Annotated in this window: 18 protein-coding genes; 8 read left to right on the top strand and 10 right to left on the bottom strand. The window is 37.9% G+C overall.

The genetic code is table 11. The features are described 5' to 3' along the window. Window positions 1-15 precede the first annotated feature (15 nt). Window positions 16-651, top strand: a complete 636-nt coding sequence (gene can / locus JM83_RS05765; protein ID WP_144960219.1) for a carbonate dehydratase — start codon at window positions 16-18, stop codon at window positions 649-651. Between the two features lie 403 nt (window positions 652-1,054). On the opposite strand, the gene JM83_RS05760 is transcribed toward can (JM83_RS05765), so the two are convergent. Next, the gene (locus JM83_RS05760) at window positions 1,055-1,267 is read right to left on the bottom strand and encodes a hypothetical protein (protein WP_144960217.1); all 213 of its coding nucleotides are present in this window, start codon (window positions 1,265-1,267) and stop codon (window positions 1,055-1,057) included. Window positions 1,268-1,454: 187 nt separating this feature from the next. Here JM83_RS05760 and JM83_RS05755 point away from each other — a divergent pair, with 187 nt between their 5' ends. Continuing rightward, complete coding sequence (locus JM83_RS05755) at window positions 1,455-3,302, top strand: SulP family inorganic anion transporter (protein WP_144960216.1); 1,848 nt, start codon at window positions 1,455-1,457, stop codon at window positions 3,300-3,302. A gap of 18 nt (window positions 3,303-3,320) precedes the next feature. Further along, window positions 3,321-3,956, top strand: a complete 636-nt coding sequence (gene can, locus JM83_RS05750; RefSeq protein ID WP_144960214.1) for a carbonate dehydratase — start codon at window positions 3,321-3,323, stop codon at window positions 3,954-3,956. A 66-nt stretch (window positions 3,957-4,022) separates the two neighbouring features. Here the strand turns inward: can (JM83_RS05750) and JM83_RS05745 are convergent, their stop codons facing one another. Beyond that, entirely contained in the window at window positions 4,023-4,550 is a 528-nt protein-coding gene (locus JM83_RS05745; RefSeq protein ID WP_144960212.1) for a CvpA family protein, read from the bottom strand. A 46-nt stretch (window positions 4,551-4,596) separates the two neighbouring features. On the opposite strand from JM83_RS05745, the gene JM83_RS05740 reads away from it, so the two are divergent. From JM83_RS05740 to JM83_RS05730, 3 genes are all read left to right on the top strand, one after another. After that, window positions 4,597-4,953: a hypothetical protein gene (locus JM83_RS05740; RefSeq protein WP_144960210.1), complete on the top strand. Its 357-nt coding sequence runs from the start codon at window positions 4,597-4,599 to the stop codon at window positions 4,951-4,953. A 68-nt stretch (window positions 4,954-5,021) separates the two neighbouring features. Further along, on the top strand, window positions 5,022-6,044 hold the full coding sequence (gene pheS, locus JM83_RS05735) for a phenylalanine--tRNA ligase subunit alpha (RefSeq protein WP_144960208.1): 1,023 nt from the start codon (window positions 5,022-5,024) through the stop codon (window positions 6,042-6,044). Continuing rightward, window positions 6,045-6,440, top strand: coding sequence for a hypothetical protein (locus JM83_RS05730; protein WP_144960206.1), 396 nt, complete (start codon window positions 6,045-6,047; stop codon window positions 6,438-6,440). It begins immediately after the preceding gene. Between the two features lie 4 nt (window positions 6,441-6,444). On the opposite strand, the gene JM83_RS05725 is transcribed toward JM83_RS05730, so the two are convergent. Together JM83_RS05725 and JM83_RS05720 are read right to left on the bottom strand one after the other, a co-directional pair. Beyond that, window positions 6,445-7,356 (bottom strand): EamA family transporter, encoded by a 912-nt coding sequence (locus JM83_RS05725; RefSeq protein ID WP_144960204.1) that lies wholly within the window; start codon window positions 7,354-7,356, stop codon window positions 6,445-6,447. Window positions 7,357-7,395: 39 nt separating this feature from the next. After that, window positions 7,396-8,391, bottom strand: a complete 996-nt coding sequence (locus JM83_RS05720; protein ID WP_144963692.1) for an NAD(P)H-dependent glycerol-3-phosphate dehydrogenase — start codon at window positions 8,389-8,391, stop codon at window positions 7,396-7,398. Between the two features lie 1,465 nt (window positions 8,392-9,856). Between JM83_RS05720 and lysM the strand changes: the two genes are divergently transcribed. Continuing rightward, on the top strand, window positions 9,857-10,357 hold the full coding sequence (gene lysM / locus JM83_RS05715) for a peptidoglycan-binding protein LysM (RefSeq protein WP_144960202.1): 501 nt from the start codon (window positions 9,857-9,859) through the stop codon (window positions 10,355-10,357). Window positions 10,358-10,591: 234 nt separating this feature from the next. Here lysM and nadD read toward each other — a convergent pair whose 3' ends face one another. The 4 genes from nadD to JM83_RS05695 form a co-directional block, all read right to left on the bottom strand. Continuing rightward, window positions 10,592-11,176 carry a nicotinate (nicotinamide) nucleotide adenylyltransferase gene (gene nadD / locus JM83_RS05710; RefSeq protein ID WP_144960201.1) on the bottom strand — a complete coding sequence of 195 codons (585 nt, stop codon included), beginning with the start codon at window positions 11,174-11,176 and terminating at the stop codon, window positions 10,592-10,594. Continuing rightward, window positions 11,173-11,760 (bottom strand): guanylate kinase, encoded by a 588-nt coding sequence (gene gmk, locus JM83_RS05705; protein ID WP_144960199.1) that lies wholly within the window; start codon window positions 11,758-11,760, stop codon window positions 11,173-11,175. Before gmk ends, nadD begins: the two co-directional genes overlap by 4 nt. After that, window positions 11,760-12,617 (bottom strand): YicC/YloC family endoribonuclease, encoded by an 858-nt coding sequence (locus JM83_RS05700; protein WP_144960197.1) that lies wholly within the window; start codon window positions 12,615-12,617, stop codon window positions 11,760-11,762. Before JM83_RS05700 ends, gmk begins: the two co-directional genes overlap by 1 nt. 73 nt (window positions 12,618-12,690) lie before the next feature. Beyond that, a complete protein-coding gene (locus JM83_RS05695; protein WP_144960195.1) occupies window positions 12,691-13,656 on the bottom strand; it encodes a YheT family hydrolase in 966 nt (321 codons plus the stop codon). 95 nt (window positions 13,657-13,751) lie between these two features. Between JM83_RS05695 and JM83_RS05690 the strand changes: the two genes are divergently transcribed. Then, the gene (locus tag JM83_RS05690; RefSeq protein ID WP_144960193.1) at window positions 13,752-14,240 is read left to right on the top strand and encodes an acyl-CoA thioesterase; all 489 of its coding nucleotides are present in this window, start codon (window positions 13,752-13,754) and stop codon (window positions 14,238-14,240) included. Here JM83_RS05690 and JM83_RS05685 read toward each other — a convergent pair. Both JM83_RS05685 and JM83_RS05680 read right to left on the bottom strand, forming a co-directional pair. Beyond that, on the bottom strand, window positions 14,212-15,123 hold the full coding sequence (locus tag JM83_RS05685; protein WP_144960191.1) for a DMT family transporter: 912 nt from the start codon (window positions 15,121-15,123) through the stop codon (window positions 14,212-14,214). The genes JM83_RS05690 and JM83_RS05685 overlap by 29 nt on opposite strands. Continuing rightward, complete coding sequence (locus JM83_RS05680; protein WP_144960189.1) at window positions 15,116-15,469, bottom strand: arsenate reductase family protein; 354 nt, start codon at window positions 15,467-15,469, stop codon at window positions 15,116-15,118. The genes JM83_RS05685 and JM83_RS05680 overlap by 8 nt, the downstream gene beginning before the upstream one ends. Window position 15,470: the final 1 nt, after the last annotated feature.

The raw sequence follows: 15,470 nt of genomic DNA, 5'->3' as shown, positions 1-15,470 counted from the left end.
TTAAAAAAAACAATCATGAGCAACTTATATAAAAATTTAATAGACAACAACAAGAAATGGGTAGAGAGCAAATTGGATCTTGATCCGGAATTCTTTAAAAAATTGGCGAAGGGTCAAAATCCGCCTATCCTTTGGATTGGTTGTGCAGATAGCCGAGTGCCTGCCAATGAAATAATAGGGGCAGCACCGGGAGAGGTATTTGTACATAGAAATATTGCAAATATGGTGGTACACTCGGATATGAACATGCTAAGCGTGTTGGATTATGCCGTAAATGTGCTTAAAGTGAAACATGTGATAGTTTGTGGACATTATGGTTGCGGTGGGGTAAAAGCAGCAATGGGACAACAATCCGTAGGATTAATAGACAACTGGATCCGTCACATAAAAGATGTATATAGACTGCATAAATCTGAATTAGATGCGATCCCCGATGAAAAGGAGCGTTTTGATTCTTTTGTTGAATTTAATGTGAAGGAACAGGTTTTTGACCTGGCGAAGACTTCCATAATTCAGAATGCATGGAAAAAAGACCAAGAATTACATGTTCATGGATGGGTATATGGAGTGGGATCCGGGATTATTAAGGACCTGGAAGTAAACATAAGTAACGATTCGCAGCTGGATGATGTCTACCAATTGAATTTCTAACGAAATAAACAATAACATAAGTCCGATGACTGGTTCAATTTTGTTGAATCTATAAAATTCCCCGATGGCTCTGCCTCGGGGTTTCCGTTTCAGCTCTCCTTGGGAGCTGGTTGGAACTGCCCTTTTTGGCAGTTCTGGCTGAGGGGGAATATAATCCCGAAAGCTTTCGGGACGGTTTTTGATCCTGAAGCCAAAATGATCCCCATAGTGGGGGACGAAATACCCCTACGGCCTGCCTCCTTTAGATTTTTTACTCATAATTTTTTATGTTCTTAAATGTTTTTTAAGAATGCTTGTTGGGTTTGCTAGTTAAACAATGAAACTTTATATTTAAGGTACATTTAACATTTGGGGTTAACGATTCCCTTAGTTTTACATGTCTCGAATAATAACAGGTGAAATTTTATACATATATCTTCATTTTCTTAGCCTTCTTACTGGCCCCACCTGTCATATCATTTTTGGATATGGATAAAGCTATTTCCAATACTTCTTTTTTTGAAGAAGAAAACACGAACCCCAATAAATGCAAGATCGGGTTGGATTGGGATGTTGTTTTAAAATCAAGTTGTTTCCCCACATTGGAATTAAGTGGTAAAAAACACCATTTTTCCATGCATTTAAATAACAACAAATTTTGCGTGTATTTAAACATCACGGTTCCCCCTCCTCGCATCTCTTAACAAAATTCTCCTGCTTAATATTGATTTAGCGAGGTGATTCACTGGATTTTTCAAATTGATCACCACCATAAATTTCCAATCCTTTTCCACTAGTAGTTGGGTTATAAAATAAAATAATCAATGAAAAATTTATTTGCACATTTTAAAGGTGACGTGTTTGGTGGAATTACAGCAGGAATTGTGGCCTTGCCTTTAGCGCTTGCATTTGGGGTACAATCTGGTCTTGGACCAGACGCCGGATTATATGGAGCGATATTCATTGGGTTCTTTGCTTCCATGTTTGGAGGAACCCCGGTTCAAATATCCGGGCCAACTGCGCCAATGACCGCGGTTTCCATGGTGATAATTGCAGGAATTATCGGGGTTAATGAAGGGGATGTAGCTAAGGCCTTGCCTTTTATTTTAATCGTTTTCCTTTTAGCAGGTCTTTTTCAGGTTATATTGGGGGTCTTAAAATTTGGGAAATATATAAAATATATTCCTTACCCTGTGGTCTCTGGATTTATGACCGCCATTGGGATTATCATTCTTATTACTCAATTTCTTCCGTTATTGGGATACTATGTTCAGGATGATAAAGCCTTTATTGACAGTTTTAAACCCCAAGCTCAAGAGGTGTTATTAAAAATCCTTCTTAAGGAAGAGGCCGGGGAAGGTATCTTGGTGCTTGAAAATCTAAAGGAAACCATAGTTAAGGCTGAAAACACCACCGAGGCAGATATCCAAAAGGAAGCACAAAATATTGCGAAAAGTGAAACTTCTGGGGTTCTAGGGGCTATAAAATCCTTGCCGAGAGCTTTTCAGCAAATAGATTATTTAGAATTTATTCTGGCGTTCTTGACCATCTTTATAATTTATGGTTTCAAGAGGATCACGACAGCAGTACCGAGCACATTGGTTTCGCTACTGGCAGTATCTTTTGGGGCATATTTCCTTGGATTGGATTATAGGCCAATTCAGCAAATTCCAGGGGGATGGCCAATGCCACACCTAGATATTTTTTCGAATTTTAATTTCGGGGTGATATCTCCATATATATTTACAGCGCTTACACTCGCGCTTTTGGGAGCAATAGATTCTCTGCTTACCTCTGTAGTGGCAGCTAACATGACCAAAACGAAACACAACCCCAATAAAGAATTGGTGGGCCAAGGTATTGGAAATAGTATAGCGGCTTTATTTGGTGGATTACCAGGTGCGGGAGCAACCATTAGGACTGTTGTGAATATTAATTCTGGTGGGAAGACAAGGTTGTCTGGGATGGTTGCATCCATTGTTCTTTTGATAGTTTTATTGGCATTGGGACCTATCGCCTCACAAATACCGGCAGCGGTGCTGGCCGGGATCTTAATTACCGTTGGTATTGGAGTGATGGATTATAAAGGGCTTAAGGCAATCCCATATATGCCGACAACAGAAGTAATTATTATGATCACGGTGCTTTTATTGGCCACTTTCTGGGACTTGGTTTACGCCGTTGGGATTGGACTGGTAATAGCTTCCTTGATCTTTATGAAAAAGATGGGAGAAGTTTCTGCAGGAAAATCGAATGTTGTGAGATTAGATGCCGCAGATGAATTGAAGAAGCGATGGGCAGATGAAATGAACTTTCCAACCCGATTAAAGGAAGAGATCTACATTAAAAGATTGGATGGGCCCTTGTTTTTTGGGTATACAAATGAGTTTCAGTTATTGGTAAATGAAATTCCGGCAACGGCTTCCCATGTAATTATAAGAATGGGGCGTGTTCCTTATATAGATCAATCTGGATTGTATGCATTGGAAGAAGTGTTGATGAAATTAAGAAATAATGGAATTACCCCACTTCTCACAAACCTTCAGAAACAACCAAGATATTTGATGGAACGCATAGATATAATTCCCGATCTGGTTGCAGAAGAACACATTTTTAGTAATTTTAAAGAAAGTATGAGTTTCATTTATCAAAATGTAAAAGACACTTTTTAATCAAAAAACAATAAAAATATGAACGATTTATATAAGAATTTAATAGATAACAATAAAAAGTGGGTAGAGAGCAAGTTAAAACTCGACCCAGAATTCTTTAACAAGTTAGCTCAGGGTCAAAGTCCACCAATTTTATGGATTGGGTGCGCAGATAGTAGAGTGCCAGCAAATGAGATTATTGGTGCAGAACCTGGAGAAGTATTTGTACATAGAAATATAGCAAATATGGTGGTGCATACAGACATGAACATGTTGAGTGTGCTGGATTACGCCGTAAATGTACTGAAAGTGAAGCACGTAATTGTATGTGGACACTACGGTTGTGGAGGTGTTAAAGCAGCAATGGGACAACAATCTGTTGGCTTAATAGATAACTGGATTCGTCATATTAAAGATGTTTATAGGTTGCACAAAAAAGAATTAGATAGTATTTCTAATGAAAAACAACGTTTTGACACCTTTGTAGAGCTGAATGTAAAAGAGCAGGTTTTCGACCTTGCAAAGACTTCAATAATTCAGAATGCATGGAAGAACAATCAGGAGCTACAAGTTCATGGGTGGGTGTATGGAGTAGGATCTGGAATAATAAAGGATCTTGGAGTAAATGTTGGTAATGATTCACAACTAGACGATGTGTATCAGTTAAATTTCTAGTAAAACAATCAAAGAATATAGTACGCCAACTTAATTCACTTTTATTGAATTAAGTTGGCGGATTTTTTATGCTTCAGATTCTTCTTTCTCCTTAATAAGATCCAAATCCCGGGCCTCCCTTAGAATTGCTGGAATAAAATTTGGAGCAATAGTTCTTATGGGGGCATATAAAATGGATTCTTCTAGTGTGTCTTGCTCTACAATATTGATATTCTCGTTGGTAGACACGAAGAACATAATTACCACACTGGCTACAAAAGCCACTTTTATAAAGCCGAAACCGGCACCAATTAGCTTGTTTAAAATTCCAAGCGCAGCAAACCCTGCTATTTTGGTCAAGAATTTTCCTGCAAGTGAAATTAGGAAAACCACCATTATAAAAGTGATGGCAAAAGAAGCTAGATTAACAAACCTCATGTTCCACGAAACCCTTTCAACTAAATAATCACTTAAATAATGCGAAAAATAGACCGCGATGTAAATTCCTAATATAAAACCAATCAGGGAAGCCAATTCAGCAAAAAAACCGCGAAAAAAACCTCGTACAAGTCCGTATAGTAGGATTACGCCCAATATAATATCTACAATATTCATCTTTTTTGGATAGTGTTGCAAGCCCTAAGATACGTATCTTTGCCAAATGGCAAGAGATGAACAATTAAAAGAACGTTGGGGTGTTTTACAACAAAAAATATCCAATCAGTTTGCAGATGGGGATGTATTGGACCTGGACGCAATTATATACTTGGTGGGGGTTCAGGAATTGGGGCAACCTCATAAGAAATTCAAAAAGGACCATAAACTAGATTTGATGCATATTGCAATATGCAGGCTTTTGGAACCTTATGGATATTATGAATTCGATTATTTCGATGAAGAGAGCTGGCCACATTATAAGGTTTTGGAGGCTTTGCCAAGTTTAAAAGCTGGGGAACAATCAGTATTGATGAAAGAAGCGATCGTGACCTATTTTATTGAAAAAGGATATATAGAATAAGCGTATTGGGATAGTGGGCAAAATGCTCATTTTTAGTAAATTTGCCCCCTCTTTAAAAAAATATATTGATGATTGATAAGATAAAGGAGCATATTTCGAAGGTGGAAGGATTTAATTCAGGTAATCCTTCAGAAATTGAAGCTTTTAGAATTGAATATTTGGGAAAGAAAGGTTTTTTAAATCAGTTTTTTGCTGAATTTAAAAATGTGCCCAATGGTCAGAAAAAAGATTTTGGTCAAGCCATCAATGCGCTAAAGAATGCTGCTACCGAAAAAGTGGCTGCTTTAAAGGAAGCCTTGGAAGGAAAACAAGAGGAAAAAGGGAAGTATGGTGATCTTACACGACCATCGGAACCTATCCAAATAGGAGCTAGACACCCGATTTCCATTGTTAAAAATCAGATTATAGAGATCTTCTCCAATATTGGGTTCAATGTTTCTGAAGGACCAGAAATTGAAGATGACTGGCATAATTTTACGGCATTGAACCTTCCGGAATATCACCCTGCAAGAGATATGCAGGATACGTTCTTTATTCAAACCGATCCATCAGATATCCTATTGCGTACCCACACGTCTTCTGTACAGGTGCGATATATGGAGGAAAACAAACCGCCAATTAGGACTATTTCCCCTGGAAGGGTTTTTAGAAATGAAGCGATTTCGGCAAGGTCCCATTGTATTTTTCATCAAGTAGAAGGTTTGTATATAGACAAGGATGTTTCGTTTGCAGACCTGAAGCAAACCTTGCTTTATTTCACAAAACAACTCTTCGGAAAATCGAAGATTCGCTTAAGACCTTCTTATTTTCCGTTTACAGAACCTAGTGCCGAGGTCGATATTTATTGGGGGCTGGAAACAGAAACCGATTACCGTATTACCAAAGGAACCGGTTGGTTGGAAATTATGGGCTGCGGAATGGTGGACCCCAATGTTTTAAAGAACTGCGGAATAGATCCTACAGAACACTCTGGTTTTGCCTTTGGGATGGGGATAGAGCGAATTGCGATGTTGTTGTACCAAATAGGGGATATTAGAATGTTCTATGAAAATGATGTTCGTTTTCTGGAACAGTTTAAATCGGCCTTGTAGTTGAAAAAAGATATTGAAATACCCGAAGTGAAGGATGTGTATGTTGCGGCTGTCCATGAACAGCATCCGGAATATAAAACCATGGATTGGAACGTCTATATTATTAACGACAAGAAACTTCCTTTGGAGATGGTCCTTATTGTTGCCAGTGGCTCTAACGAGAAAAAAATCACTCCTGCTATGAGGCATTCCATAAAAATGCTTCCTGCTAAATACTTCGCTAAAATCGAGTTTTTACAAGAAAAACTATTGCAATTGGACAACAAATTTGCCATTACCTTTTTTGCTGAAGGAAAAATGTATGAACGTACTTTTACCCTTGCTAAAAACACCGTAAAAGAAGCTGCTTTAGGAGAAATCCCGATCATGAATTTGAAAGGTATTTTGGCGGTTTAGATAACTATTTATCTACTTGCTTCTTGGTTTTAAAAAGTTTTGGCAGGTTCATAAGGAACACCGATCCTAGAATAATTATAATTCCAGCCCATTGATAGATATTTATTACCTCATCTAACAATAGGTAAGCCAGAATTACGGCCACGGGAAGTTCCACCGAAGAAATAATTGCCCCCAAGCCTACATTTATTTTGGGCATTCCGCTTGTAAAAAGGATAGGTGGCAAGATGGTGCCAAATAAAGCCAACAATAATCCCCATTTTTTAAAGATCTCCAAGTTGAATTGCTCTAATAGAAAAGGAGCAGAGATTATGGCAATAATTATTGTTCCGCCCAACATCATCCATAAACTGCGTCTAAAGGAATGCAAATGCAGTGCTAAGGTATTCGATGTGTAGATGGTTACAGTATAAGATACCGCAGCCAAAAGCCCCCAGCCAATACCTCGCCAATCCAACTCTAGAGAGTCCATTAGGATATTTGTCGCCAATACGGTACCAATTAGGATTACTATTACAGCCAATATTTTATTCAAACCAGGTTTTTTCCTGGTCATAAAAGCTTCAAGTAATACACCCATCCAAACGCTTTGCATCAACAAAACGATTCCTATGGAAACAGGAATATATTTAACCGAGATATAGTAAAAAATGCTTGTTAGGCCTAAAGAGGTTCCTGCGGCCATCAGTTTTAAAATGCTTTTGGTCTTGGTTTCTGTAGTATAGCTCTGTTTTTCTTTAACGAAGAGGAAATTGATGATTATTAGTCCAATAAGACCCAATAACATTTGAGAAAAGGTGATTTCATAAGAAGTGTAACCTTCAGCATACGCCATTTTTACAAAGGTGGTTAGCATTCCATAGCTGGATGCGCCTAAGGCAACCAATAAGCTGCCCTTTAGGACGGAGTTGTTCATAAGATTGAAGATAAGGAAGTTGTAAAGCCAGAAGCCTTTTTAATCCAGTTTTTCGGCTAGTTTCTTAAATACGTTCTTTGGGTTTTTCCCTTCGTACAAAATGCTGTATACTGCATCGATAATTGGGGTTTTTGCTCCTTTTTCTTTGTTTATTTTGTAAGCACTTTCCGCAGCGTAGTAGCCTTCAGCAACCATACTCATTTCCATTTGCGCACTTTTCACGGTATATCCTTTCCCAATCATGTTCCCAAACATCCTATTTCTACTAAAAACAGAATACCCGGTAACCAAAAGGTCTCCCAGATAGGCGGAATCATTGATGTTGCGTTTCATCTTGTGCACTTTTTTGATGAACTTCTTCATCTCTCGAATGGCGTTGCTCATTAATACACTCTGGAAATTATCGCCATATCCAAGTCCGTGGGCGATTCCCGCAGCAATGGCATAAATATTCTTTAACATAGCGGCATACTCGGTTCCATTTACATCGTCGCTGGTTTTACAGGTAATGTAATCGCTCTGTAAATGTTTCGCCATAATTTGTGCTTTTTCTTCATCCAAGCAAGCAATGGTTAGATAAGAAAGACGCTCAAGTGCAACTTCTTCAGCATGGCAAGGTCCCGTGATCACTCCTATATTATCTTCGGGCACAAAAAACTCCTGATTAAAATGTTCTCCTACAATCAAACCGGTTTCCGGCACAATTCCTTTAATTGCTGAAAAGATCACTTTTCCCTCCACGGATTCTGTGAGATGATCCAATTCTCTTTTTACAAATGCTGAAGGAATGGCAAATATTAAATAATCTGAATTCTTCACCACTTCATTAATATCATTGCTTAAATGAAGCTTTTTCACATCAAATTCAACTGAACTTAGATAGTTGGGGTTGTGGTCTTGTGTTCTTATATGTTCTATGGCAGATTCGTTACGCATATACCAGTTAATTTCGTCAAGATTCTCGGTGAGCATCTTAACGATTGCGGTGGCCCAACTTCCGCCGCCAAATACACCAAATTTTGGAGAGTTAGTCATAATAGATTTTATTCGTACCAAAAATACATAATTTTAACATAAAGTAAATTCTTCGGGTTTTAATTATATGTATATCCGTTTTTTGTCCTAATAGATAGTTCTTTCGTCACGCTGTCCCGAAAGCTTTCGGGATTATTTCAGGGTCTCAATATTGCATTGGTTTCCATTGAAATGAGATTCTGAAACAAGTTCAGCATGACGAGGGGCCTTAGATACAAACATGGGATGACAATTTTATTCCTATATCATCCCGACGCTAGGAGGGATCTCTATTGGATCGAAGTGCTTTTTACTGCACGAATTCACGAATATTTTAAAAAAAAGCGTTATTTCGGGCATTTCGACTTCGCTCAATACAGGCTAAAGTCGAGAACTATTTTTATAACGCATTACTGCTTCATTAAGATTCTTCCCTATGTTTAGAAACACATTTCGATTTTCATATTATCGGGGCAGAACGACTTCTCGACTCCGCTCGAAGGGACAATTATACCCCCTTTTGTCATCCTGACGAAGGAAGGATCTCTTTTATTATATATTATTGCTGCTCCTTAGAGATTCTTCACTATGTTCGGAATGGCAAAAAGAGGCTCTCAGACTGAGCTTGTCGAAGGGTCTCAAAACAGCTCGCCATTCGTCACCCTGAACTGGATTCAGGATCTAATTTGACATACATGAGATGCTGAAACAAGTTCAGCATGACGAGAGGCCTTCGATACAAACATGGGATGACAATTTATTCCTATATCATCCCGACGCTCGGAGGGATCTCAAGGCAGCTTCCCATTTGTCACCCTGAACTTGATTCAGGGTCTAATTTAACATACATGAGATTCTGAAACGAGTTCAGAATGACGAGGGGCCTTAGATACAAACATGGGATGACGATTTATTCATATGTCATCCCGACGCTAGGAGGGATCTCTATTGGATCGAAGTGCTTTTTACTGCCACGAATGCACGAATATTGTTCAGGATTTTTCAAATCAATAATTCGTGCATTCGTGGCCAAAGATTTTTTTCATTGGTAGCCATTCTAAAACCATTGTGATTTATCACAGGAAATCGATATTTCTAAAAAATATGTCAATGGTAATTTATTTCAGGGTCTCCATGTTGCATTGGTTTCCAGTGAAATGAGATTCTGAAACAATTCCGATAGCTATCGGAACTGAATGACGTCCTTTTTCAGGTTGGGAACTTTACGGACAAACAATTTATTATTAATCCTCTACAATGTTTTCGTTTTATATCCGTTATAATTCTAAAGATTGGTAATAGCAGATATTATCGTCTTTATATTTAGTTTTTTGGTTGGTTAGTTAATGAAACAGCGCATGGGTTTTAAAGCTCCGCGCTGTTTTTTTATATACTAACAAAACTTTAATGCAAAAATAATAGTTTGTGTAAAGTTGAATTTGTAATTTGTAGGAAGAAATCTAAATCAATAAAAAATAAAAATAGAATGGGATTATTTACTTTTATTAAAAATGCGGGCGCCAAAATTTTTGGATCTAAAAAAAACACTAGGGATAAAGCTGCTGTAGTAACTGTAGAAAAGGAGAGAGAAGAGGAGTTGGAAAATAAAAAAGCAGCCCAAAAACTGGAAACCACCATACATGACCTCAACCTTAAAATTGAAAACCTCAAAATTCGTATCGAAGACGATATGGCCACAATAAGTGGTAAAGCATACGATCAGTCCACTAGGGAAAAAATTATTTTGGTTGTTGGAAATGTAGAAGGAATCGCACAGGTAGACGATAATATGGTAGTGGAAAACAAAGAGCCCGAAGCTATTTTCCATACGGTAGAAAGAGGCGATACCTTAGGTAAAATAGCAAAAGAACATTACGGGTCTGCAAATAGATATCCAGAAATATTTGAAGCAAACAAGCCAATGCTTACAGATCCAGATAAAATATATCCGGGACAAGTTTTAAGAATCCCGGCTTTGAAAAAGTAAAGGATTGTTATTAAAGTTAAAAATTTCGGGTTAAACTTTTAAAGTGTGAATTCGGAAGTTAATTTTATGGCAAACCTTGGTAAATTAAACCCTCAATGAGGGATTAAAGGACTGTTTAAAAAATTTGAGATTTTATATTGAGCGCAGTCGAAGTGCTATGTTATAGTTCCACAATGAAAAAAGTAGGATCAATTAACACAACTGAAAGATCAAAATAATTTTTTAAGCAGTTTTTTATTTATAGAAATTCATCTTATCCAAATAGGCCCAGACCTTCTCGGGCAACATGGGCCTAATGTTCTTAGCGTCTTTAACGGCTTTTCTTATAAATGTAGAAGACAATTCGATTATTGGAGCTGGAACGCGTTTAATTTTTCCGTGAGTTAGAAACTCATTTTCCACCAATCCTTCAGAAATTCTGGGATATACAAAAATAGGGTACCGCTCCAAGATCACTTCGTAGTTCTTCCACTTATGGAACCCCTTTAAATTATCCTCCCCCATAATCAGCGAAAATTCCAGGTTTGGATATTTTTCTTCTAATTGGATCAAGGTATTTACGGTGTAATTTGGTTGTGGAAGCCCAAATTCAATATCGCTAGGTTTTAATTTGGGATAATCCTCACAGGCTTTATAAACCATCTCTATTCTATGATGGTTATCCAGCAAGCTGCTTTTCTTTTTAAGGGGATTGTGGGGCGTAACAACCATCCAAACTTCGTTAAGTTCAGAAAATTCCACCATATAATTGGCAATTATAAGGTGCCCGGAATGGATAGGGTTGAATGTGCCAAAATAAAGACCTACCTTTTTTTTCATTCTACTTCGCTATTGGCTTCAACAAAAGTGGAAACAAGGTTATAAGCTTCCTCCAGCGCAACTTGTAAATTATTGTTCTCTATAACAAAATCGAACTGGGGAGCGGTAGCAAGTTCAATAGAAGCCTTCGCCACCCGCATGTTGATTTTATCCTCGCTTTCGGTCTTGCGCTTTTTTAATCTGATTTTAAGCTCTTCAATACTTGGGGGCTTTACAAATACCGCCAAGGTTTGTTTTGGATAAATGTGTTTTATGTCCAAGCCTCCAACTACGTCTATATCAAAGATCACATTTTTGCCAGCTGCCCAAATACGTTCTATTTCCGATTTTAATGTTCCATAAAAATTATCCCTGTATACCTCTTCCCATTCTAAAAACTCTTCGCTTTTGATCTTTTGTTTGAATTCGTGCAGGGTCAAGAAATAATAATCTTTTCCCTCCACTTCATCACCTCTTGGTTCCCTAGATGTTGCTGAAATTGAAAATTCCAGGTTTAATTCCGGCTGAGCCAATAAATGCTGAACTATGGTGGTTTTTCCTGATCCCGAGGGTGCAGAAAACACAATTAATTTCCCGGTTTTCATTACAGTACGTTTAAAAGTTGTTCTTTTATTTTTTCCAGTTCATCTTTCATTTGCACGACCAATTGCTGCATTGGAGCGTAATTGGATTTACTACCAATAGTATTGATCTCCCTTCCCATTTCTTGAGAAATAAAACCTAATTTTCGTCCATTGGAGTCGGCAGAATTAATGGTTTCGAGAAAATAAGATAAGTGGTTTTCCAATCGTACCTTTTCTTCGGTGATATCAAACTTTTCTATATAATAAACGAGTTCCTGCTCAAACCTGTTTTCGTCCACTTTTTCCTGAAGCTCTGCAACCCCTTTTCTTAAACGTTCCCGTACCCCTTCAATTCTATCGGGATCCATCGCTATGATATCCTGAAGCAATTGTGCAATATTGGAAACCCTAAACAACAAATCTTTTTCCAAGGCATTGCCTTCATCGGTTCTAAAAGAATTGATTTCGGTTAATGCTTGTTTCAAGGTTTTTTCGATCTCGATAAATTCGGTTTCATCAATCTCTTCCCTTTCGGTTTTCATGGTATCGGGCATATGAATGGCCATTTTTAGCAACTCATTATCATCAGCATTGGCAATTTCTCTCAACTGCTCCATGTATTTTTTTACTACCACAGGGTTTACAGAAGCGGTGGTTTCCTCGCCGGTAACTTCAACATATAGTGAAAAATCCACTTTTCCCCTAACCAGGGATTTTGCAATAAGGTTTCTTAAAAGCAATTCTTTTTCCCGGTATTGACCCGGGATTCTGGCGTTAAGATCCAGGCTTTTACTGTTAAGGGATTTAATTTCTATGGTGATTTTTTTGGATGGAAGCTGTAAAAGGCTTTTTCCAAAACCGGTCATTGACTGAATCATGCTTGATTTTTAAAAGGTTGGGCAAAGATAACCAAATCTTAAGCAGGACAAAGAATCTTAGGGAAAGTATGCGCTATAAATGGGAAGTTATAAATTCCAATGCCCGTTCCTCGGTATAGGTTGCTTCTTTCTTCTGAAGAAATCCCACATGACCACCATATTCTGGAGTTTCCAAATAAAAATCTGGATTGTTTTGGGCGATTTCTTTGGGAGAGGAATTCTCTGAAAGAAATCCGTCGTTTTTGGCATTTATCAATAAGGTTGGGATATGGATGGTTGGAATAAAGCTCATGGCACTGCTTTTTTCATAATATTCCAGGGCATCGGCAAACCCATGAGCTTGGCTAGTATACAATTGGTCTATTGCATATAAATTGGTGCACTTATCAATTTGCTCTTTGGTGATTTCTTCAGGAAAATGTTTCTCCCTTAAAAACAATTGCTTTTTAAGCTGCATGACAAAACGCTTGGAATAAATCCAGTTCCTGCCCTCATCCAATTTTTTAAGAGAGGCATGCAGATCGCAGGGAGCAGAAATCGCAACGCCGGCCTTTAATTCTTTAGGTAAGTTGTTTCCTTCCCCTAAATATTTCAACAATAAATTCCCTCCCAAACTAAAACCGTTAATAGCCAAGGATTCATATTTCTTAATGGAAAGAATACTGGTAACTACATGGTTTAGATCTTCGCTAGCCCCCGCATTATAGGACCTATATAAATTATTTATTTCCCCGCTACACCCGCGAAAATTAATAGCCGCTACATCCCAGCCATGATGATTAAAATAATGCGCCAATCCTAAAACATAGGGACGCTGGGCATTGCCGTCCAATCCGTGTAGTACGACAAGAACCTTATTGGAGCTGCAGGAACTAGCGTAACTCCAGTCTATATCCATAAAATCCCCATCCTCCAGTTGCAAACGTTCCCTGGTTTGGGGCACAGCCTTTACACTCCTTAACTTTGCAGCGTAAATTGTGGATATATGATAATTCCTAAATATATAAGGCGGATTATAGGTGCTTTCCAGTATTGGCATAGACGCAAATCTCGGGAATTAAATTGGCATATACTTAGCTTATTTAATTATGCACGCATAACAAAAAATAGTAGTTTTGTAAAAATTTTGAATACATGTACACAAAGGAATTTGATATAAGATGGAGCGATATAGATGCTAACAGGCATTTGGCAAATTCGGCATACATCAATTTTATGAGCCATACCAGAATGGGTTACTTCATGGAAAATGGTTTCGACCAGCATGAATTGGCCAAAAATAATCTGGGGCCAGTGGTTTTCTATGAGCATATTTATTATTTCCGCGAGGCTTTTATGGGAAAGCCTGTAAAAGTGAGCCTAGAGTTAAAAGGCCTTTCTGAAGACGGAATGTATTTTGAATTCCTTCATAATTTCTACGATCACAAAGGAAGAAATTTCGCTTCGTGTGAAGCTATGGGAGGATGGATAGATCTAAAAGAGCGCAAGCTTACTGGATTGCCAGCCCATATGAGAAAAGATATAGATAAAATCCCTCACACACAAGACTTTAGGATCTTGACGAAAGAAGACACTCGTAAATTCGGAAAAACCCCTAAAGATTTGGAGTTGAAATCTGCTTAGGTTTGGATTTTTTAGTTACCAAATAAACTCCCGTAAACACTAAGATGGCGGCGGTTATTTTTACAATATCCAGAGAATCTGCCCCCATCGCCACAGCAAAGGTAATAGCTATGAGTGGTTGTAAATAAATGAATGCGCTTATGGTAGCAGCACTTAGTTCTTTTAGTGCATAAATATTGAATAGGTAGGTTAAAAAAGTAGTTCCCACCACTACAAATCCCATTTTCCAGATAGCATGCGCCGGTAATTCCAACCATTCCACCCGTGCGAATTCGGAAATTGTAATTGGGAAGTTTATGATCACCGCAAATAAGAATAGCCATTTCATCAGTGTGAATGAATGATATTTTGCGGTCAATGGTTTTACAAGGATTAAGTAGATCCCATAGGAAAAAGCATTTACAATAAACAACATGTTTCCCACTGGAATATTTGGGGCATTAACAGTTTCGGTATTACTGAAAAGCACCAAAGTCAAAGCACCGGTTAAACCGATTACAATTCCTAAAGTTTTTAAAAGCGTTATCCTTTCTTTGATTAGCACTGCGGCGAGCAAGAGCACAAGAATGGGCGAAACGGTAATTATAACCGAACTGTTTATTGGTGTAGAAAGACTAAGGCCTTTAAAGAACATCAGCATGTTAATTACCATTCCAAAAATGGCACAAGCAACAATTCTCATCCAATCACCTGTAGCCACTTTTTCCTTTGGACCCCAAAAACCAATAAGCCAAAATAATATTGCAGCACCGGTAACCCTTAAAAATATAAACCCAAAAGGCTCTATATAAATAGGCATTAATCCTTTGGCAATGGTATGGTTTATCCCGTAAATTGTACTGGCTCCCGTTGCCGCTAGAATGGCAAGCGTACGGCTATCCATTCATGGCATTTTTTGCTGCTTCAATAGTACTTTTGGAATTCCCTATAAAAATCGTATCGTTGTTTATAATAACAGGACGCTTTAAAAAGGTGTAATGTTCGAGGATTAGATTTTTGTAATTTTCTTCGTCCAGCTTCTCGTTTTTTAGACCCTTCTCCTTGTAAAGCTGAGCTCTTTTGCTGAAAAGTGACTCATAATTTCCAGCCAATTCGAACATTTCATCGAGCTGCTCTTCGGTAATTGGGTCTTCTTTTATATCCTGTAAAATATAAGCTGAAGACGGTTCCAATTCATTTAAGATCCTTTTACAAGTAGAACAGGAAGAGAGGTGGTAGATCTTTTTCATA

This window comes from Gillisia sp. Hel_I_86 (assembly GCF_007827275.1).
Taxonomy (GTDB): Bacteria; Bacteroidota; Bacteroidia; order Flavobacteriales; family Flavobacteriaceae; genus Gillisia.
This window is presented reverse-complemented; position numbering and strand designations above follow the sequence as displayed.